Source organism: Ralstonia soli (assembly GCF_023955655.1).
Taxonomy (GTDB): Bacteria; Pseudomonadota; Gammaproteobacteria; order Burkholderiales; family Burkholderiaceae; genus Ralstonia; species Ralstonia soli.
The window spans coordinates 187,000-206,173 of sequence record NZ_JAMXHT010000002.1 but is presented as its reverse complement, the minus strand read 5'-3'; the positions used below and the strand labels follow the sequence as shown (position 1 = coordinate 206,173).

At 64.0% G+C, this 19,174-nt stretch carries 17 protein-coding genes; 12 read left to right on the top strand and 5 right to left on the bottom strand.

The features are described from left to right. Positions 1–271: 271 nt before the first annotated feature. The gene (locus NG900_RS04790) at positions 272–1,522 is read right to left on the bottom strand and encodes a PucR family transcriptional regulator (RefSeq protein ID WP_252677292.1); all 1,251 of its coding nucleotides are present in this window, start codon (positions 1,520–1,522) and stop codon (positions 272–274) included. A gap of 144 nt (positions 1,523–1,666) precedes the next feature. Here NG900_RS04790 and NG900_RS04785 point away from each other — a divergent pair, with 144 nt between their 5' ends. From NG900_RS04785 to NG900_RS04755, 7 genes are all read left to right on the top strand, one after another. Then, entirely contained in the window at positions 1,667–3,193 is a 1,527-nt protein-coding gene (locus tag NG900_RS04785) for a flavin-containing monooxygenase (RefSeq protein ID WP_252677290.1), read from the top strand. A 2-nt stretch (positions 3,194–3,195) separates the two neighbouring features. After that, entirely contained in the window at positions 3,196–4,152 is a 957-nt protein-coding gene (locus NG900_RS04780) for an alpha/beta fold hydrolase (protein WP_252677289.1), read from the top strand. A gap of 144 nt (positions 4,153–4,296) precedes the next feature. After that, positions 4,297–5,718 carry a coniferyl aldehyde dehydrogenase gene (locus tag NG900_RS04775; protein WP_252677287.1) on the top strand — a complete coding sequence of 474 codons (1,422 nt, stop codon included), beginning with the start codon at positions 4,297–4,299 and terminating at the stop codon, positions 5,716–5,718. A 28-nt stretch (positions 5,719–5,746) separates the two neighbouring features. After that, positions 5,747–7,405, top strand: a complete 1,659-nt coding sequence (locus NG900_RS04770) for a GMC family oxidoreductase (protein ID WP_252677285.1) — start codon at positions 5,747–5,749, stop codon at positions 7,403–7,405. Positions 7,406–7,427: 22 nt separating this feature from the next. Next, entirely contained in the window at positions 7,428–8,153 is a 726-nt protein-coding gene (locus tag NG900_RS04765; protein WP_252677283.1) for a hypothetical protein, read from the top strand. Between the two features lie 50 nt (positions 8,154–8,203). Further along, positions 8,204–9,886, top strand: coding sequence for a long-chain fatty acid--CoA ligase (locus tag NG900_RS04760; RefSeq protein ID WP_252677281.1), 1,683 nt, complete (start codon positions 8,204–8,206; stop codon positions 9,884–9,886). A 46-nt stretch (positions 9,887–9,932) separates the two neighbouring features. After that, positions 9,933–10,205: a hypothetical protein gene (locus tag NG900_RS04755; RefSeq protein WP_252677279.1), complete on the top strand. Its 273-nt coding sequence runs from the start codon at positions 9,933–9,935 to the stop codon at positions 10,203–10,205. A 39-nt stretch (positions 10,206–10,244) separates the two neighbouring features. Here NG900_RS04755 and NG900_RS04750 read toward each other — a convergent pair whose 3' ends face one another. After that, complete coding sequence (locus tag NG900_RS04750; RefSeq protein ID WP_252677277.1) at positions 10,245–11,141, bottom strand: phytanoyl-CoA dioxygenase family protein; 897 nt, start codon at positions 11,139–11,141, stop codon at positions 10,245–10,247. Positions 11,142–11,382: 241 nt separating this feature from the next. Here NG900_RS04750 and NG900_RS04745 point away from each other — a divergent pair, with 241 nt between their 5' ends. Together NG900_RS04745 and NG900_RS04740 are read left to right on the top strand one after the other, a co-directional pair. Next, positions 11,383–11,820 carry an Rrf2 family transcriptional regulator gene (locus tag NG900_RS04745; RefSeq protein ID WP_252677276.1) on the top strand — a complete coding sequence of 146 codons (438 nt, stop codon included), beginning with the start codon at positions 11,383–11,385 and terminating at the stop codon, positions 11,818–11,820. A gap of 90 nt (positions 11,821–11,910) precedes the next feature. After that, positions 11,911–12,522: an NAD(P)-dependent oxidoreductase gene (locus tag NG900_RS04740; protein ID WP_252677274.1), complete on the top strand. Its 612-nt coding sequence runs from the start codon at positions 11,911–11,913 to the stop codon at positions 12,520–12,522. 25 nt (positions 12,523–12,547) lie between these two features. Here the strand turns inward: NG900_RS04740 and NG900_RS04735 are convergent, their stop codons facing one another. Beyond that, positions 12,548–14,050 carry an ATP-binding protein gene (locus tag NG900_RS04735; RefSeq protein WP_252677272.1) on the bottom strand — a complete coding sequence of 501 codons (1,503 nt, stop codon included), beginning with the start codon at positions 14,048–14,050 and terminating at the stop codon, positions 12,548–12,550. Next, the gene (locus NG900_RS04730) at positions 14,047–14,724 is read right to left on the bottom strand and encodes a response regulator (protein ID WP_252677270.1); all 678 of its coding nucleotides are present in this window, start codon (positions 14,722–14,724) and stop codon (positions 14,047–14,049) included. The genes NG900_RS04735 and NG900_RS04730 overlap by 4 nt, the downstream gene beginning before the upstream one ends. A 387-nt stretch (positions 14,725–15,111) precedes the next feature. Between NG900_RS04730 and NG900_RS04725 the strand changes: the two genes are divergently transcribed. Both NG900_RS04725 and NG900_RS04720 read left to right on the top strand, forming a co-directional pair. Continuing rightward, on the top strand, positions 15,112–16,128 hold the full coding sequence (locus NG900_RS04725) for a GGDEF domain-containing protein (protein ID WP_420804125.1): 1,017 nt from the start codon (positions 15,112–15,114) through the stop codon (positions 16,126–16,128). A gap of 52 nt (positions 16,129–16,180) precedes the next feature. Then, the gene (locus tag NG900_RS04720) at positions 16,181–17,308 is read left to right on the top strand and encodes a mechanosensitive ion channel family protein (RefSeq protein ID WP_252677266.1); all 1,128 of its coding nucleotides are present in this window, start codon (positions 16,181–16,183) and stop codon (positions 17,306–17,308) included. Between the two features lie 108 nt (positions 17,309–17,416). Here NG900_RS04720 and NG900_RS04715 read toward each other — a convergent pair whose 3' ends face one another. Beyond that, positions 17,417–17,677 carry a hypothetical protein gene (locus NG900_RS04715; protein ID WP_252677264.1) on the bottom strand — a complete coding sequence of 87 codons (261 nt, stop codon included), beginning with the start codon at positions 17,675–17,677 and terminating at the stop codon, positions 17,417–17,419. A gap of 381 nt (positions 17,678–18,058) precedes the next feature. Between NG900_RS04715 and NG900_RS04710 the strand changes: the two genes are divergently transcribed. Continuing rightward, positions 18,059–18,982, top strand: a complete 924-nt coding sequence (locus tag NG900_RS04710; protein ID WP_252677262.1) for a helix-turn-helix transcriptional regulator — start codon at positions 18,059–18,061, stop codon at positions 18,980–18,982. Positions 18,983–19,174: the final 192 nt, after the last annotated feature.

Sequence of the window (19,174 nt, the reverse complement as noted above, 5' to 3'; positions counted from 1 at the left end):
AAAGGAATACATCGTCAAATCGACTGCCTTCCGTCCGCTTCAATGGTACGGGCGCCGACGCTTCTGCCCGTCAGGCCGTCCAGATCGCCCAACTAGCGAACCCGACAGCGCTCGGCAGTTTTTTAGAACGAAACACCAATATTAGGCAATCGTGACAAAGATTGACGCAAAGAAAAAGGCAGGGATTTCCCTGCCTCGGTGAACACGTGCCCCAGCGCTTCGATTCCGGCGTTGGGACGACGCGTTCGCCACACCTCGCCTTGTGGGGCGATCAATCGTAATCGCCCGCGGTCCAATAGAGCACCTCCAGTGCCGCCGCAACATGCAGCCGCTGCTGCGCCAACGAGCGAGGCAGGAGCGATTCGGCACGCTCCAGCCGGCGCAGCAGCGTATTGCGGTGGACATGCGCCTTTTCCGCAGCTTCCGTGACGTTGCAACCTTCAGCCAGGAACACGCGAAGCGCCTGGCGCAGCGATTTGTCGGCGGTGGCCAGATCGCCCAGGGTGCGCGTGATGAACTGCTGCACGGACTCCATGTGCTGCGTCATCAGCGCGATCAGGCTCATACCGTCCGCATGCACCACGCCAGCGCCCGTGTGCAGTCGGCCCAGCAGGCGCTGCGTTGCCAGCGCGTCCAGGTGTCCGTGACGGAATCCTTCGATGCCGCGCCCTGCCGTCGCCACGGTCATATGCACACCCGGCAGGGCCTTGATCCGGCGTCGCAAGGATTCCATGTCCACCGGCTCGCCACCATGGACCCAGACCCACAGCGTGGCCGTGTTCGCGACGACGACGAGCAAGTTACGTGTGTCCGCGCACTGGGCCAGCGCCTCAGCGGCCTGCTCCAGAAGACCCGATTCGGCCTCCGCCTCCTCGCTCCAGATGACGGCCGCATGGTGAGGTTGATCCAGCGCATAACCCAAACGCCTGCTGGCCTCCTGCGCGCCGATGGCCGTCCCTTCCACGATGAGCGTGATCAGTTCGCGCCGGTCGGCATGTGTGCCCCTCAGATACGCCTCGCGTTCGGCCCGGAGGAGTTCGGCCATGCCCTCCATGTTGGCGTCGACAAACGCCAAGCTTGAGCGTGATGTCACCATCAGGAGCTCATGCAGCTCCTGGGGATCGTCGGTCAAGGTGAAAGCCAGCTCCATCCAGCGTTGCCACAACATGCTCTGCGACGAACGGGCCGATGCGAACACCAGGTCGGTCAAGCCACGCCGCACCAGCTCCCTGGCGGTGCTCTGCATATCGGCCGACTCGTAGCGAGGCACGGGTGCGCCGGGGTTTTCCATGTTGGCGGTCACCCATTGCGTCAGTGCGTTGCGGTTGATTCTGCGGATGGCCGCCGCCACCACGGGGTCGCTCATCACCTCACTGCTGGCCACGTTCACCTGGTCCAGCTCCTGCAGCCACGCCGCCTGCACATTGAGGGCGATTTCCGCGCCCTGCCGAATCAATTCCTGAACGCGTGGCGAAGGCAGCGGCCAGCTTGTCCGACCGGACGGGACTGGATTCTGAGGCATGACAAGACCGTTCCCAAAACAAGATTCAGTGCATTCTGCACCAATTCACATAGAACATGGTGCGCTTCATACCTTGTTTAGCCAGATTCCGCCAACGAAAATACCTTCCAGCTCGCGCAATTCGACGCGATTTGGAGACACGCTGTGACCGTACACCACCTTCCGCCCACCGAGCATGTGGACGTTCTGATCGCTGGCGCCGGCCTGTCCGGCATTGGCGTCGCGCGTTACCTGGAGACTGAACGCCCGGGTACGTCATACGTGCTTCTGGAATCGCGTGCGGCAACCGGGGGCACCTGGGACCTGTTCCGCTATCCCGGCATCCGGTCCGATTCGGACATGCATACCTACGGCTACGAGTTCAAACCGTGGCCGTACAAAAAATCGATTGCCGGGGCCAAGGAGATTCTTTCCTACCTGCGGGAGACCGCCGCCGAATATGGGATCGATCGCCACATCCGCGTGAACCACAAGGTGATTCAGGCATCGTGGTCGAGCGCGCAAGCGCTGTGGACGGTGGAAGTCGAGCGCACTGATACGGGTGAACGCCGGACGATTCTGGCCAAATGGTTCTTCAGTGCCGCTGGCTACTATCACCACGATCAGGGTTTCACCCCCAAGCTGGAAGGGATCGAACGCTTCCAGGGCCAAACGGTCCATCCGCAGCACTGGCCGGAAGATCTCGATTACACCGGCAAGCACGTCGTGGTGATCGGCAGCGGCGCCACCGCCGTCACACTGTTGCCGGCCATGGCCGAGAAGGCCAAGCACGTGACGATGCTCCAGCGCACGCCCACCTATATCGCGAGCCTGCCCTCGGAAGACATCATCGCCAACACGCTGCGCAAGGTGATGCCGCACACCTGGGCCTATGCGCTCGTGCGGCGCAAGAACATCGCCATTGCGCGCGGCATCTGGCACCTGTGCAAGACGCGCCCCAAATTCGCGCGCAGCCTCATCCGCTTCCTCAACAAGCGCCAGCTGCCCAAGGGCTATCCGGTCGACATCCACTTCAATCCGCCATACGACCCGTGGGACCAGCGCCTGTGCGCCGTGCCCGATGGCGACCTGTTCAAGTGCATCCGCGAAGGTAGCGCATCGGTGGTGACGGACCGTATCAAGACGTTTACCGAAACGGGCATCCTGCTCGAATCGGGCCAAGAGCTGCCGGCCGACATTGTCGTGACGGCCACCGGGCTCAACCTCCGGCTGTTCGGCGGCATCAAGCTGATCGTCGATGGCGAGCCTGTCGACCTGCATAGCACGGTGACCTTCAAAGGCATGATGCTCAGCGGCGTACCGAACTACGCCTTTTCCATCGGTTATACGAATTCGTCGTGGACGCTCAAGCTGGGGTTGCTGGCGCAGCATTTCTGCCGCGTGCTCGACTACATGGATCGCACGGGTTTCGCCATCTGTACGCCCCAGTTTCCTGACGCTGACATGCCCAAGCGTCCGCTGCTCGATTTCGGCGCCGGCTACGTGAAGCGCTCCATCGACAGCCTGCCTTGCCAGGGTCCGGACTCGCCCTGGCTCATGTCCCAGGACTACAACATCGATGTTGTGAATCTGCGAGACGGTGCAGTCGAAAACCCGTACCTGCGCTTCCAGCACGCGCAGCAAGCGACCGGCGTGGGCACCACCCAGGCGCGTCGCGCCGTTGGAGCCTGATCATGTCGATCCATGCAATGGATGAAGTGCGCGATGCCTTCTGCGATGTGCCGAGCGGCGTGCGCCTGTGCTACCGCACGTACGGCCCCGAGAGCGGAGAACCCCTGCTGCTGATTGCGGGCCTGAGCCTGCAATTGACATCGTGGCCAGCCAGCCTGATCGACGGCCTGGTGCGATGCGGCTTTCGCGTCATCGTTTTCGACAACCGCGACGTGGGCCGCTCGTCGCGCATTCCGCAGGAACCGCCGGGGCTGCTCCGGCAGATTCTGCGACGGCCCATTCCCTCTGCCTACGACCTCGAAGACATGGCTGCCGACACGGTGGGCCTACTCGACCATCTGCGTGTGCCACGCGCGCACGTCGTGGGCATGTCCATGGGCGGCATGATCGGGCAGATCATTGCTGGCACCCATCCGCAGCGCACGCTGTCGCTCACGTCGATCTTCTCCACTACAGGTTCCAGGAAGGTCGGCCAGCCGGCCATGTCCAGCATGTCGATGCTGACCAAGCCGCCCGCGCGCACGCGTGACGAAGCCGTCCAGCGCTACAGCCAGATCATGGCCCACATCGGCACGCAGACGTATCCCGTGAATGACGCAGCGCGACGCGCCTACGCCGCCGATGCGTGGGACAGAGGCCAGCAGGCGCGCGATCACGAAGGCATGGCCCGCCAGATTGGCGCGATCATCAAGTCCGGAGACAGAACAGCGGCAATCCAGCGGATCCAGGTACCAACGCTGGTGGTGCACGGCGATCGGGACCTGATGGTATCGCCCAGCGGCGGTACCGCAACCGCTGCCGCCATTCCCGGCGCAGAGATGGTCACCATCCGCGGCATGGGCCACGACATCCCCGATGGCGTCGTGCCGCTGCTGATCAACCTGATCGACGGGCATGCGAGACGCAACGCAGCACGCCCGACAGCGGAGCTTGCAAGCGTCGGCAGGCATTCCGCCTGATCTGCATTTTTTTTGGCCTGCAGCGACAAGGATCGGCGGCCACGCCGAGCTGCAGGCCATGCATGAACACAACAAAAACACGCCGTTCCGCAACGGCGTCAAAACCGAGCGCGCGATACACGACGCTCGTCCATAGGAGACACCATGCTGCAAGGCTCCCCGACCGAGCTTGTCGCCAGCTTTGAACGCCAGCGCCATGCGTTTGCGTTGGACCCCTACCCGACGCTAGCGACCCGGCTGTCCCGCCTCGACCGGCTGGCGGCCTGGATCGATACGCACGAGACGGACATCGTGCGCGCCATCGACGCCGATTTTCAGGGCCGCTCGGTGCATGAAACGCGCCTGACTGAAGTGTTTATCGTGCGCGCGGGCATCCGGCATGCGCGCCGGCATCTGAAGCAATGGATGCGCACGCGCCGCGTGCCGACCGCACTGCATTTCCGTCCCGGCCATAACCGCCTCATGCCGCAGCCGTTGGGCGTGGTGGGGATCATCTCTCCGTGGAACTATCCGTTGCAGCTTTCGCTGGCGCCGGCGCTGGCTGCACTTGCGGCCGGCAACCGGGTCTTGATCAAGCCGTCGGAGCTCACGCCCCGGCTGTCCGATCTGCTCGCCTCGATGGCGCGCGAGATGTTCAACCCGGACGAACTCGATGTCGCGGTCGGCGATATCGAACTCGGCAGGGCCTTTGCCAGCCTGCCGTTCGATCATCTGTTCTTCACCGGGTCGACGCAGGTGGGGTACCAGGTGGCACAAGCAGCCGCGGCCAACCTGACGCCGGTCACGCTGGAACTCGGCGGCAAATCGCCGGCGATTCTCGACGCGTCGTGCAATGTGGCCGTCGCGGCGCAGCGCATCGCGTTCGGCAAGCTACTGAATGCGGGACAGACCTGCGTCGCGCCCGACTATCTGCTGGTCCCGGCCGGCACCGCCGAGAAGACCGCCTCGCATCTGGTGCAGGCCATCGCGAAGCTCTATCCGCGACTGGTCTCCAACCCGGACTACTCGGCCGTCATCAGTGAACGCCATCGCGCGCGCCTGGCCGAGATGGTCAGCGAAGCGCGTGCAGCGGGCGCGCGCGTGGTCGAAGTCAACCCGGCGGGCGAGCCGTTCAACGCGGCGTCCCGCAAGTTTCCGCCCACGCTCGTGATTGGCGCGCCAGCCGACACACGGCTCATGCGCGAAGAAATCTTCGGGCCCATACTGCCGATCGTCGAATACGCGAACTTCGATGACGCGCTGGCGTACATCCAGCGCAACGCCCGCCCGCTCGCGCTGTACTGGTTTGGCGACGAAGCATCGCGCTGCCATCGCGCGCTGCAAGAGACCGTATCGGGTGGCGTCACCGTCAACGACTGTCTGTGGCATCTGGTGCAGGAAGACCAGCCGTTTGGCGGCGTGGGCCCGAGCGGCATGGGCGCTTACCACGGCAAATGGGGCTTCGACACCTTCAGCAAGCTCAAGCCGATCTTCCACCAGGCCCGCCTGAACGGCACAGGGCTGTTTCATCCGCCCTACGGTCGCACCTTCAACTGGTTGCTGCGCGTGCTGTCACGCATTGCGTGACCGCCAACTGCTTGTCGAGAGAAACATCATGAGTCAACAGTTCGATTACATCATCGTTGGTGGCGGCTCCGGCGGCTCCGTGGTTGCGGGCCGTCTGTCCGAAGATCCGAACGTCTCGGTCTGCGTGCTGGAGGCGGGCGGCCGTGGCGACAGCATGGTCGTAAAGGTGCCGGCGGGCGCGGTCGCCATGATGCCGACCAAGCTCAACAACTGGGCGTTCGATACCGTGCCGCAAGCAGGGCTGAACGGCCGCGTTGGCTACCAGCCGCGCGGCAAGGCGCTGGGCGGCTCCTCCGCCATCAACGCGATGGTCTACATTCGCGGCCACCGCAGCGACTACGACCACTGGGCATCGCTCGGCAACAGCGGTTGGTCGTATGACGATGTGCTGCCCTACTTCCGTTTGTCTGAGCACAACGAGCGCTTTGACAACGCCTGGCACGGCCGCAACGGCCCGCTCAATGTCAGCGATTTGCGCACCGACAACCCGTTCCAGGCGCGCTATCTGGAAGCCGCCCGCCAGGCCGGCCTGCCGATCACGGACGATTTCAACGGCGCGCAGCAGGAAGGGATCGGCATCTACCAGGTCACGCAAAAGCAGGGCGAACGCTGGAGCGCGGCGCGAGGGTACCTGCACCCGCACATCGGCCAACGAGCCAACCTCACCGTGGAAACCCACGCGCAGGTCCGGCGCATCCTGTTCGAAGGCAAGCGCGCCGTGGGCGTGGAGGTGCTGCAGAACGGCACGGTACGCACGCTGCGTGTGCGCCGTGAAGTCGTGCTGGCCGCCGGCGCGTTGCAGACGCCGCAGTTACTGATGTTGTCGGGCGTCGGCCCGGCGCAAGAGCTCGCAAGCGTCGGCATCCAGACCGTGCAGCATCTGCCCGGCGTGGGCCGCAATCTGCAGGACCACCCCGACTTCGTCTTCGGCTACAGCACAAGCAGTCTCGACACGCTGGGCGTCTCGCTGCGCGGCAGCGTGCGCATGCTGAGCGAAATCCTGCGCTTCCGAAGCGAGCGGCGCGGCATGTTGACGACGAACTTTGCTGAAGGTGGCGGCTTCCTGAAGACGCGCCCTGATCTTGAGGCGCCCGACATCCAGTTGCATTTCGTGGTGGCGCTGGTCGACAACCACGCACGCCGCATGCATCTGGGCCACGGGTTCTCCTGCCACGTGTGTCTGCTGCGCCCGCGCAGCCGCGGTACGGTCACGCTGCGCAGCAACGATCCGCTCGCCGCACCGGTGATCGACCCGGCCTTCTTCGCCGATCCGCGCGATGTGGAGGACATGGTGGCCGGCTTCAAGATCACGCGTGGTCTCATGCAGACACCCGCCCTCGCCAAATGGGCCAAGCGCGACCTCTTCACGTCGCACGTGAAGACCGACGACGACATCCGCGCAACGCTGCGGCAACGCACCGATACCGTCTACCACCCCGTCGGTACCTGCCGCATGGGCCAGGACGACATGGCTGTGGTCGATGCGCAACTGCGCGTGCACGGCCTGGAGGGGCTGCGGATTGTCGATGCGTCGATCATGCCGACACTGATCGGCGGCAACACCAACGCGCCCACCATCATGATCGGCGAGAAAGCCGTCGATCTGATTCGCGGCGTCAGCCGTGTCACGCCCCAGGTTCGCGCACAGGCCGAAGCGGCCAACGCGCATGCAACTGCGGCCACCTGACAACCCGCATGCCTTGAGAACGATGAACACGCAATCGAACAACGCTTTACGCTTCACGGCCTGGACCTCCATCATCGGCGGTCTGGTCGCTTATGCCACCGTCGGCTTGTCGCTGTCCGTGGCCGGCTCGGACATGGAGATGGTGTTTCACGGCCCCTCGATGCTGGGGCTGCCCACGGAAACGCGCGACCTGTTCCGCTGGTGGATGCTTGCCGATGTCTTCGGTTTCTATCTGCCGTTCATCGTCATCGGCGGCTACTTCCTGCATACCTTCCGTGATGAGCTAGGTGCGCTCGGCAACATGGTGACGCTCGCCGTTGGGCTCTATGTCATCTCCGGCATCACCGGCGCAGTGCTCCAGATGGCGACCCTCCATCCGCTCGCGCAGATCTATGCAGGAGGGGACGAGACCACGAAGGTCGCTGCGGCGACCGTCTGGTCGGCCATCGCCCATGCGACGCAGTACGGTCTGTGGTGGGTTGAAGGGCCTTCCGTGTTCTTCTGGACGCCGATTGCGGCCCGGCTGCTCAAGGCAGCGGGCTTTGGCGGGACGATCCTCTTGAGAATCGTGGGTTGGTTCTTCGGCCTGTTCTTCATGTTCGGCTTCTTCCCGGGCCTCAATGCGCTCGCGAGTGCGTGCGAGACAGTCGTCGTTCTCGCTCTGCCGCTCTGGATGCTGCTGTTCGGGTGGCAGTTGCTGCGCCGTGCGCCAGCACGCGCCCTGTCGAGCCCAAGCCTTGCGGGATAAGGCGCGCCTATCGCGTTACCGATCATTCATACCGATTTTGAAGTCGAGACATGACCCAGGAACATTCCCCCTACTGGCCCGCACACCTGCCCACGCATCTGACGTTGCCGGCGACAAATCTGTACTACAACGCGGAGGTGTCGGCGGCCCGGTACCCCGACAAGCCGTTCATCGTCTTCTATGACACGCCCGTCACGTTCGCTGAATTCAAGGACGAGACCGAACGTGTCGCCGGCTATCTGCAGCAATGCTGCGGTGTGAAGGCGGGCGATCGCGTCCTGCTCTACATGCAGAACAGCCCGCAATGGATGATCGCCTACTACGGCATCCTGCGCGCCAATGCGGTCGTCGTGCCCATCAATCCGATGAACATGACGGACGAGCTGCGCCACTACGTGGAAGACAGCGGCGCACGCACCGCGTTCGTCGCACAGGATCTGTACGAACGTATCGCGCCACTCGCCGGCGAAGCCGATGGACAGCTCGCGCACGTCATCGTCGCGACCTACAGCGATTACCTGAAGCGACCGTCATGCATTACGCCGCCGGCATTTGTCGGTGCGCCGCGCCGTGTCGACAACGGAGGCAACAATGGCATCGCACACTGGGCCGACGTGCTCGACGCGCGCCTGGAGCCGGGCCCGTTGACCGCAGGCCCCGATGACCTGTGCGTGATGCCGTACACCTCCGGCACGACCGGCAAGCCGAAGGGCTGCATGCACACGCATCGCAGCGTGATGTGCACGGCGGTCGGATTGGTCAATTGGTTTGGCGGCAGACAGGACTCGATCATGCTGTCCGTCTTGCCGCTGTTCCATGTGACGGGCATGCAGACCGGACTGAACGCGCCGCTCTTCAGCGGGGCAACCGTCGTGGTACTACCGCGCTGGGACCGCGACGCCGCCGCGCGCGCGATCGGGCAGCATCGTGTCACGGAGTGGTGGTCGATTTCGACCATGGCCGTCGATTTCCTCTCGAACCCGCAGCTCGACGACTACGATCTGTCGAGCCTGCGCGTCATGGCCGGTGGCGGCGCCGCGATGCCCGACGCCGTCGCACGGAAGCTGCAGGACAAGACCGGCATCGAGTACATCGAAGGCTACGGCTTGTCGGAGACCATCGCCCCGACGCACATCAACCCGCCGCAACGGCCGAAGTCGAGTTGCCTCGGCATTCCCATGTTCGACGTCGACGCCCGGATCGTTGATCCGGAGACGCTTGTTGAAATGCCGGTCGGCCAGACTGGCGAGATCGTGACGCACGGCCCGCAACTGATGCAAGGGTACTGGCGCAATCCCCAGGCAACGCACGACGCTTTCATCGAGATCGATGGCAAGCGCTTCCTGCGCACCGGCGATCTGGCAAGAAAGGACGAGGACGGCTACTTCTTCATGGCCGACCGCCTGAAGCGGATGATCAACGCGTCGGGCTACAAAGTGTGGCCGGCGGAGGTCGAGACCATGATGTATTACCACCCCGCGATTCAGGAAGTCTGTGTGATTGCGGCGCGAGACGCCCACCGGGGCGAAACGGTGAAGGCATTCGTTGTGCGTAACGCAAGACACGCGGGAACCGTGACCGAGGACGACATCATCACCTGGGCGCGCGAGAACATGGCTGCGTACAAGGCACCGCGCATCGTTGAGTTTGTCGAATCGCTGCCGAAGTCGGGCACCGGCAAGATCATGTGGCGTCTGCTTCAGGATCAGGAAGCCGCGAAGGCGGCGCGCTGAGCCGGCGGGCCAATCAACACCCTCCCATTTCCAGAGGCAATCCAACGTGTTCTACCTTCCCAACAAGTTGCTGCTGCTTGTGGTGTACGGCATCGCCATCGGCAGCGACCTGACGGCACTGCCGCTAGACACGAACGTCACCCACTGGGTACGCAGTGTGGCGGCGGTGTTGCTGGCGGTACATGCGCTGGAGGTGGTCTTCTGCTTCAAGAAGGTGGCCCTGCACAAGGGCCCGCTGTTCGATAGCGTCCTGCTGACCCTGCTGTTCGGGTTCCTGCACTGGAAGCCGCTGGCGGATGCGGCGCGCCGCACGCGCTGAATTGGCGCGCGCCGCTTTTGCCGGTACGCGCGCCGGAGATCAATCGCGACGCGCGCCGACGCCGCGGACCGCTGCGCTGTCCAGATCGCCCAGCAGATGGATCGGGTCGATCATCTGTCCATCCACCTCGACCCAGCCCATGTGGTTGTCACCGGCAGACCAACCCAGCAGCCGCTGGATCTGCTCGGGGTAGCTCGCCACGTCTTCGGGTGTCATCGACAGGTACATGTTTTCTTCCTGGCGCACGTTCGCCGCGTCGAGCGCGATGCCCACGGCGGTCCGGTACTCGCCTTGCGTGGTATTCGCGCCGCCCGCATGAAACGTCGAGCCGAGAAAGATCAGCGCCGACCCGGCCTTCATGATGGTCGGCTGCGCTTCCGATAGTTCGGGCTTGCGATCGTCGTCCCAAAGATGGCTGCCCGGAATGACGAGGGTACCGCCATTCTCCGCAGTGAAATCCGAGACCGCGCAAATGATCTGCACGCGCCCTTCCCGGCCGGCGGTGGGGTGACGCCACATGAAGGCGGTGTCGTCGCGATGCAAAGGCTGCGCGGCCTGGCCAGGGCCGATCTGGATCGCCTGGGTCACCCCAATCCGCACGCCCGCAGTGAGCGTCACGCGTCGGTCGCCCACCCACACTTCGCGCGGCTTACCCAGAAAATGCTCGGCCACCGGCAGGTAGAGCGGATGCGTGGCGAGCGCCGCGCAATGACGGGTCCGGCTGAAAAGGCGCGACAGGCGCCGGGTGCAGTTACCCGAGAAGCTGTCCCGCCCCACCGCTTGGCGCTCGATGAGCGGGAGCAGATCGTTGCGCAGCCCATCGAGGGTCTCGCTTGCAAGAAAGTCTTCGACAATCACCCCGCCATCCCGCTCAAGCGCAGCGATCACGTCTTGGGCTGTGGCTGCCTGGCCGGAGAGCCTTGTCATCTCAAGCATGGGGTTTCTCACCTTCGTCTCTTGTAGAACACAATGATAATGTTATGCAATGATGACAAAGAATGGAAAGACAGGGTATTCCCTCCCCCCTCGGGGACGTAAGAGTACGAATAACTGGGACGTAAAGCGTGCGTTTCAGCATCGGCCGGCGGCCGCGGCTGACTTCGGAGCCGGACGACACTCAGCGGGTTGACTGCAACGCAAACTGTTCCTACACTAGTTACAGTTTACGTCGATCACCATGTCTACCAGTAGCCGCTTCGCCGTCGCCGTGCACATCCTGACCCTGCTCGCCAGTGCGGAAGGGCCGGTGCCATCGTCGCTCATAGCCGGCAGCGTGGGGACCAACCCGGCACTGATTCGCCGCCTGGTGGCGCAATTGGCTGACGCGGGCTTCGTAACCTCGCAGATGGGGGTGACGGGCGGCGCAACGCTGGCACGGCCGGCCGATCGCATCACGCTGCTCGATGTGTTTCGCACGGTGGAATCTCCGGTACTGATCGCCTTGCCGCCCAATGCGCCAAACCCCGCATGCACCGTCGGCCGTGAGATCACCGGTGTGCTGGAGCGCGTGACCGAGCGGGCCCAGGCCGCGCTGGAAGCGGAACTCGCCGCGCAAACCATCGCGAGCATCCTCGGTGAAGTAGGACACGCGCAGCGCCGTCGCCGTAGGGCGTAGGATCTCGGTGCGTTTTTTTTGCCCTTATATGTAACTGAAATAATTACAGTTCCGTTTCAACAACTCAAACCATTCCATAGGAGTTTGACCATGAAGATCGCAATCATCGGCGCCACGGGGCGCGTGGGTACCCGCCTGATCGACGAAGCGCTGCGCCGCGGCCATCAGGTGACGGCCATTGCGCGCACCGCGTCCAAGCTGCCGGCACGTGCCGGCCTGACTGCCAAGGATGTCGATGTGGCAGACCAGGCGGCGCTGGCCGCCGCGCTGGCAGGCAACGATGTGGCTTACAGCACGGTGCGCTTCCAGCAGGCAACTGCCGAGCAGATCGTCAGTGCGGTGAAGAAAGCCGGTGTGTCGCGCCTGCTGGTGGTGGGCGGCGCAGGCAGCCTGGAGGTTGCCCCCGGCAAGGCGCTGATCGATACGCCGCAGTTTCCGAAGGAATACTTTGCCGAAGCCTCGGCCGGCCGCGACTTCCTCAACGCACTGCGGGGGGAAACGGAACTGAACTGGACGTTCGTATCGCCGTCGGCCATCTTCGAGCCGGGCGAGCGCACGGGGCACTTCCGCGTCGGCAAGGACACGCTGCTGGTCGATGCCAACGGCAAGAGCTGGGTATCGATGGAAGACTTCGCCATCGCCTTCCTGGATGAAACCGAAACGCCGGCGCACCCGCGCCAGCGCTTCACAGTCGGCTACTGATCGACGACCGACAGGGCGGTATGAGTCAGTGGCTGCGTGGGGTATCGGCCATGCCCGGCGGAACGTCGTCGGGCTCGATCAGCTCGGGCGCGGCATCCAGCGCCGGCAGGCGAATCACGATCGCGCACCCCCTGCCGCCTGCATGAGGCAGACCGTCTTCGATGGCGACCGAGCCGTTCCCCAGCTCGACGATGCGGCGCACGATGGCCAGCCCCAGGCCACTGCCCTGCGACTGGCTCTCGCGCGGCCGGTAGAAACGCTCGAACACGCGCTCGCGTTCGTCAGGCGGGATGCCTGGGCCGGTGTCTTCAATACGCAGTTCGACCATCGGCACCGTCGCGCCATCCTTGCCCGGCTCGATCCGCTTCACGGCCACGCGCACCTCGCCACCGTTGGGCGTTTCGCGCACGGCATTGTCGAGCACGTTTTCCACCAGCGTGGCGGCATCCTCGTGGGACACCGCGACCCACGCCTGATTGGCCCCCTCGTACGACAGCGTGATGTTGCGACGCTCCGCGCGCGAAGCCTGCTGGATCACGCCACTGCGCGCACAGCCGGCCAAGTCGGACAGCGCGCCCTGTGCCAGTTGCGCTTCGACACGGCGTGCGTCGAGCCGCGCAATGGCGAGCAGCTTGGCCAGGGACTGCGTCGCACGCGAGATGCCGCGATCGAACTCGCGCAGCGCGGTCGAACGGTCGTCCTCGCTATCGGAGTGCGACACAACATAGGCCTGCGCCTGAATGGCCGCCAACGGCGTACGCAGTTCATGCGCGGCATCGGCAAAAAAACGCCGATCGGCTTCAATGCTGCGGCGCACGCGTGCGAATAGGCCGTTCAGGGCGTCGACCAGCGGCTTCAGCTCAGCATGCTCCACGCTTTGCACGGGGTCGAGATCGGCAGAATCGCGCGACTCGACCTGCCGTGTGAGCGTGCGCAGCGGCTTGAGGCCCTGATGCGCGGCCCAGCCGACCATCACCATCAGCGCGATCGCCAGAATGGCCAGCGCAATTGCCACTTCCTGGAAAAGGTCGCGAATGGCGCGCTCATACGCGGCCAGCGGCTGCGCCACGGTGGCCGATAGCTTGCCGTCGATGCTGTCGACCGTATAGCTGCGCCACGGTTTGCCCTCAAGCATGATCTCGACCACGGCGTCGTGCGCCTTGCCGCATGGCATGGTGGGCGCGCCCGGGAACGCCGTGATGACATGGCCGGCGCGGTCGCACAGCACGTAGCGGAATTCGCCGGGCAGGATGTTGGGCAACGACAGGCCCAGCTTGATGTCGGTGAGGCGGCGCAGGAATTCTTCGCGGCGCGGCACGTCGCCCATGTTGAGCGCGGTGAGGTCGGCATAGGCCTGCGCGGACATACGCAGATCGCTCACCACCTGGCGGCTGTTGGTGCGGGAAATTTCCAGATGCGCGATGACGAGCTGCACCAGCAGCATCAACACGAGCGCCAGCAGAATCAGCACATACATGCGGAACGACAGCGAGCGAACCCGCAGGATGGCCGGAACCGCCAGCTTCATTGGCTGCCCCCGCGATTGCCGCCGACCATGTAGCCAACGCCGCGAATGGTCTGGATGGTCTCGTTGCCGAGCTTGCGGCGCAGATGGTGGATGACGACTTCGAGCGCGTTGGCGCTGACGCTGTCACCTTCGCGGTAGAGCGCGTCCATGAGCGTTTCGCGCGGGACCCACCGGTGGGCACGGCGCACGAGTTCGAGCAGCAGTTGGTATTCGCGCGGGGTCAGCTCGATGATCTGGCCGTCTTGCGTCACGCGCTTCTGCGAAGGCTCCACGACCAGGTTGCCGACGTTCCACTGGTTCGTGCTCTGCCCCGCATGGCGGCGCAACACCGCGCGCAGGCGGGCGATCAACTCATCCACCGGAAACGGTTTGACGAGAAAGTCGTCCGCACCGGCGTCCAGCCCCTTGAGGCGTTCCGACAATGCATCGCGCGCACTCGCAATGATGACCGGCACGTCGCTGTGCGCGGCACGCAGTTCTTCCAGGAACACGTGCCCCTCGCCGTCGGGCAAGCCGAGGTCGAGCACGATGGCCTCGAAGGTGTTGGTGGTCATCCACTTCTGCGCATCGACCAGGCGGCGCACCCAGGTCGCGTTGTAACCGGCCTGACGCAGGGCGCGCGCCAGCGCGGTGCCCAGCGGCAAGTCGTCTTCGATGAGGAGGATGGCGTTCATGCGCGGCAATCTCGCGGGTCGACGGTAAACGAACAGCCGGCGCTTCAAACATCGGCGCCGGCAAACGCCGAAATCTACCGCAATGGACTGAGCTTTACCTTAAATGTGTGGAGCGATGTGACCAGGAAAGCCCCTCGGACATGACCTATGCCGGGCCGCGGTGGCAGGTGGCAGCCGCTCCCTCTGTGCAAAAAATCCGTGCACAGCGGGCGCGCCCGATTAGAATGTGCTCTTTGCTGCGCAATTCGGCCTTGCCCGCGCCCGCATCATTCCGTCGCGCCAGAAGGCCCCCCTCTGCCTGCCTTGAGCGCGAATTTCCGATCCCCCTCCGACCTGCCCGACGCACGTACGCCTTCGCGCGACTACCAGGCGCGCCACTTCGTGCCGATGATCCTGGCGCTGAGCAAATGCGGCGTGCTCGGCTACGGCTTTGCGATCGCGCTGGGCTGGTCAGTCGGGTTGTTGCATCAGCCCGCACCGTTGCTTGCACTGCTCGTGCTGCTGGTGGCCATCGTGCTGACCGCGCAACGGCACCGGCATACCGGTCTGTGGGGGCCATTGGCGCTCACCCACCTGCTGGCCGAAGAGGTGGCCATCATCGCATTCGGTTATCAGGCCGGCCTGGAATGGGTGCTGCCGGCGTTCTACCTGATGCCGCTCGCCACCAGCCCGGCATGGCTCACGCGGCGTGATTTCTGCCTAGCGATGAGCCTGTGTATTGCCGGGCCCGTTACCGCGCTTCTCCTTGCGCCCGACGCCGTCACCACGGTCCACCACGGTTGGCTGGGGCTCATGCTGTATCTGCCCATCTGCATTGCGGCGGCCGCCGTCATCCACCGCTACCTGTTGCGTGCCATGGCGCGGCACTTTGCGGCCGAGCGCAGCCTGGCCGACCGCGCCAACACCGACCACCTGACCGGCATGCTCGCGCGCCAGCGTTTCTTTGAACTCGGCAGCTTTGCCGTGGAGCGTGCCCAGCACCACGCCGAGCCGCTCTGTGCGCTGTACCTCGACGTGGATCACTTCAAGTCCATCAACGACACCTGGGGGCATGCGGCGGGCGACGAAGCGCTCGTCGCGCTGTCCGAGGCGCTGGCGCGCGTGCTGCGCCCGCATGATCTATTCGGCCGGCTCGGCGGTGATGAATTTGCCGTGCTGCTGCCAGCCTGCGGCCTGGTCGATGCGCTTGCGGTGGTCGAACGGCTCAAGACTGCGGTGGCCGACACGCAAACACCGGTGGGCCCATTGACGGTCAGCGTGGGGGCGGCGCCGCTGCGCCCGACGCAGGACCTTGCGCGCCTCTTGGCCGATGCCGACATCGGGCTGATGGAAGCCAAGCGCCGGGGCCGCAACCGCGTGTGCGTGCCTGCGGATCTGCAGGGCGCGGAGCAGACGCGCCAGTAGGCCAGGCACGTTATGTGCGGTGCAGCATCCGTGTTCTTGCACGGAGATGCCCATGGAGTGGCTCCACGCCCACACCTTCCTGCGCGTACCGGCCCGCGATTGGGCTGCGGCAGCGCTAACCGTCATCGCTGCGTATGCCGCGCTGTCGAGCGTGCTGCGCCTGATCTGCAGCCGGCTCGATGCGCGTGCCCGTCGCACCGGCCATCGCTTCGACATTCTTGTCACGGCAGTGCTGCGCGATACACATCCGCTGTTCATCGCACTGGCCGCGCTGCTGGCCGGCTCGTACTTCATCGAACTGCCCACCCGCATTGCCAACAAGCTGGATCACATCTGGTTCGTCATCATCGGCTTTCAGATTGCGCTGTGGCTCAACCGCGGCGTGAAGCTGTGGGCACGCGATCGGCTCTCGGCACAGAGCCACGCCACACGTAACCCCGTGATCACGTCGATGACGGCCTGGGTACTGCGGTTTGCGCTGTGGTCGATGCTGCTGCTCGCCATCCTGGCCAACGTGGGCGTGAACATCACGGCCTTTGTCGCCAGCCTGGGTGTTGGGGGCGTGGCCGTGGCGCTGGCGGTGCAGAACATCCTCAGCGACTTGTTTGCCTCGCTCGCCATCGGCTTGGACAAACCGTTCGAGATTGGCGACTTCATCGTGTTCGAATCGATTGCCGGCACGGTGCAGCACGTGGGACTGAAGACCACGCGCATCCGCAGCCTGTCAGGCGAAGAGATCGTCGCGTCCAACACGGCGCTGCTCAAGAGCACGATCCACAATTACAAAAGAATGTCGGAACGACGTATCGTCTTTAACTTCGGCGTGACCTACGATGCGCGTGCGGCGCAGTTGCAGAAAATTCCGGACATCGTTCGCCACGCGGTGGAAGCCGCCGGCAATACGCGCTTCGATCGTGCGCACTTCAAAGAGTTTGGCGAGAACGCACTGAACTTCGAGGTGGTGTACTTCGTGACCGATCCCGACTTCAACCTCTACATGGATATCCAGCAACGCATCAACCTGACGATCCTGGAAGGGTTGGAGAACCTGGGCACATCGTTCGCACTGCCCACCCGCACCATCCAACTGGTGCGCCGCGATGGCGAACCCGTCGAGCCGGAAGACGTGGCGGGCAGAAAACAGACAGAAGGCTCGCAGCGCCTGCGCGCCAATGCCTGACGGATTACGGGGGCTGGCCGCGAGGGCGTATCGCGCGCAAGAATGAACCGGGCCCGCAGATGCGCGCCTACATCCACCGGAGGGTGGTGGGAACCTACGCGGCAGGCGTCACGGCAACATGGCGCCCCTCCTGCTAAAGAACAGCAATGCACTCATCCATTTGCACGAGTCAGACGGATTCGTGCCGGATCGCTGCATCACCCGCGCAATAAAAAGCCCTTTCTTTTTGGTTTCACTATTGCGCCATGCCACACGATGTTTCTTTAATCTCATCCCCCAAGCGGATGAATTTTTAATACTCGGCGGCCTGCTTTCATTCCAATAGGTTGCACGCGTGAAACATGTGAGGAGTGTCAGTGCATCATCCATGAAACCCTCGCCGCGCAGCCTATATGAAGGCCGTGCGCGCTTTTTTTCCGCCAATGAACGATCCGCTTAGAGAATATGAGGTAGGGCTTTTTCTCCGCCCACAGCTGGGGCAAATACGGTCGCTTGAATTCAAACCAACCAGCCCATAAGATGGTTTTAAGCTCCATTCTGGAGCGAGATTTTTTCTTCGGGTTTGGTTCGGGTCATCCTTCTGGTCGCGCGAGCAAGTCCATCCCACTCTTGGACATCCACTGACACGGAAGCACGGGAGCTGACGCAGTATCACGGCACCGCCGAGGAGGTGCCGCCTGTCCTGACGCAGCATTCACACCCACACGCAAAGCGTCCCGCAGCTCGTCCACGAACGGGGAGTGAAGAAGAATGAACGCCTTGCTGATCGAGGAGCATCCTCTGCTCCGGCTGGGGCTTTTGCAGATGCTCCAAACCATTGAGGAGTTCGAATACGTGCTGGCGATGTCGCCGGCCGAGGTTGCCCGGCTCGAAGTCCCACACCGAAACGCTGAGTTGCTGGTGTTTGGCATGCCGGCCGACACGGCCTCAGGCTGGGCCCAGCTTGAGCAGGCACGCGAGCACCTGGCACCGCAACGCATCTTGATGCTGGCCGATACGCTGCCGGTGCACGTGCCCAGCCCTGACGCAGCGCGCGGCATTTGCGGCTGCTTGCCCTTGTCTGCCTCGCTCGCGGTGATCGAAGCCGCCATCCGGTTGGTAATCTCCAGCGTGCAGGGCCTGACCTTCGTCGGCGCAGTCGGCACCACGCCTTCGGCATCGCGCTCGGCCATGCCTGCAACGCAATCGTTGGCCTCGGCAACTGCGTTGCCACCCTCGCTATCCGTGCAGGAACCGGCTTCGCCCAGCACGTGTGCGAGGGCCATGCGCTCCACGGTGGCGGTGCACGACCTCACCCGCCTTCGCCCCGGGCAGCCGATGTCTATGCCACCCGCGGCGGCCCCGCCCCAGCCCGGGGAGGAGCCGAATTATGCCGAGGCTGAGATGCTGCAGATCACGCCGCGTCAATACGAAGTGCTGGTGCTGCTGGCGCGCGGCTATCCGATCAAGACGGTCAGCCGCATGCTCAATATCTCCGTGGCCACGGTCAAGAGCCATGCCTGCACGCTGTACGCACGGCTGAAAGTGCGGAACAAAGGCGAGGCGGTCTACGCCGCGCTTCAGCGCGGCGCAACGTTCGAGTGGGTCAGCGGTGACGAGCCGCCGGCTCGCAATCAGGCAGTCTGCCGGGACGAGCCGCACTACCCATCCGGCGTAGGTTCCGCCTCGCTCTGATCCTCACGCGGGCGTCCTTGCACGCCCGCCAACGCACCGCCTTCACTGCGACGCCGGTCCGTGCCGGTGCCGACGTCTCTCAAGCCAGTCTCTCTGTGGGCTATCCAACAGTGCCATGCGGCATCACGGCATACAGTCGCCTGACGGGTATGCACGCCCCGCCTGGGGCGCGCAACGTCAACAACGTGCAGC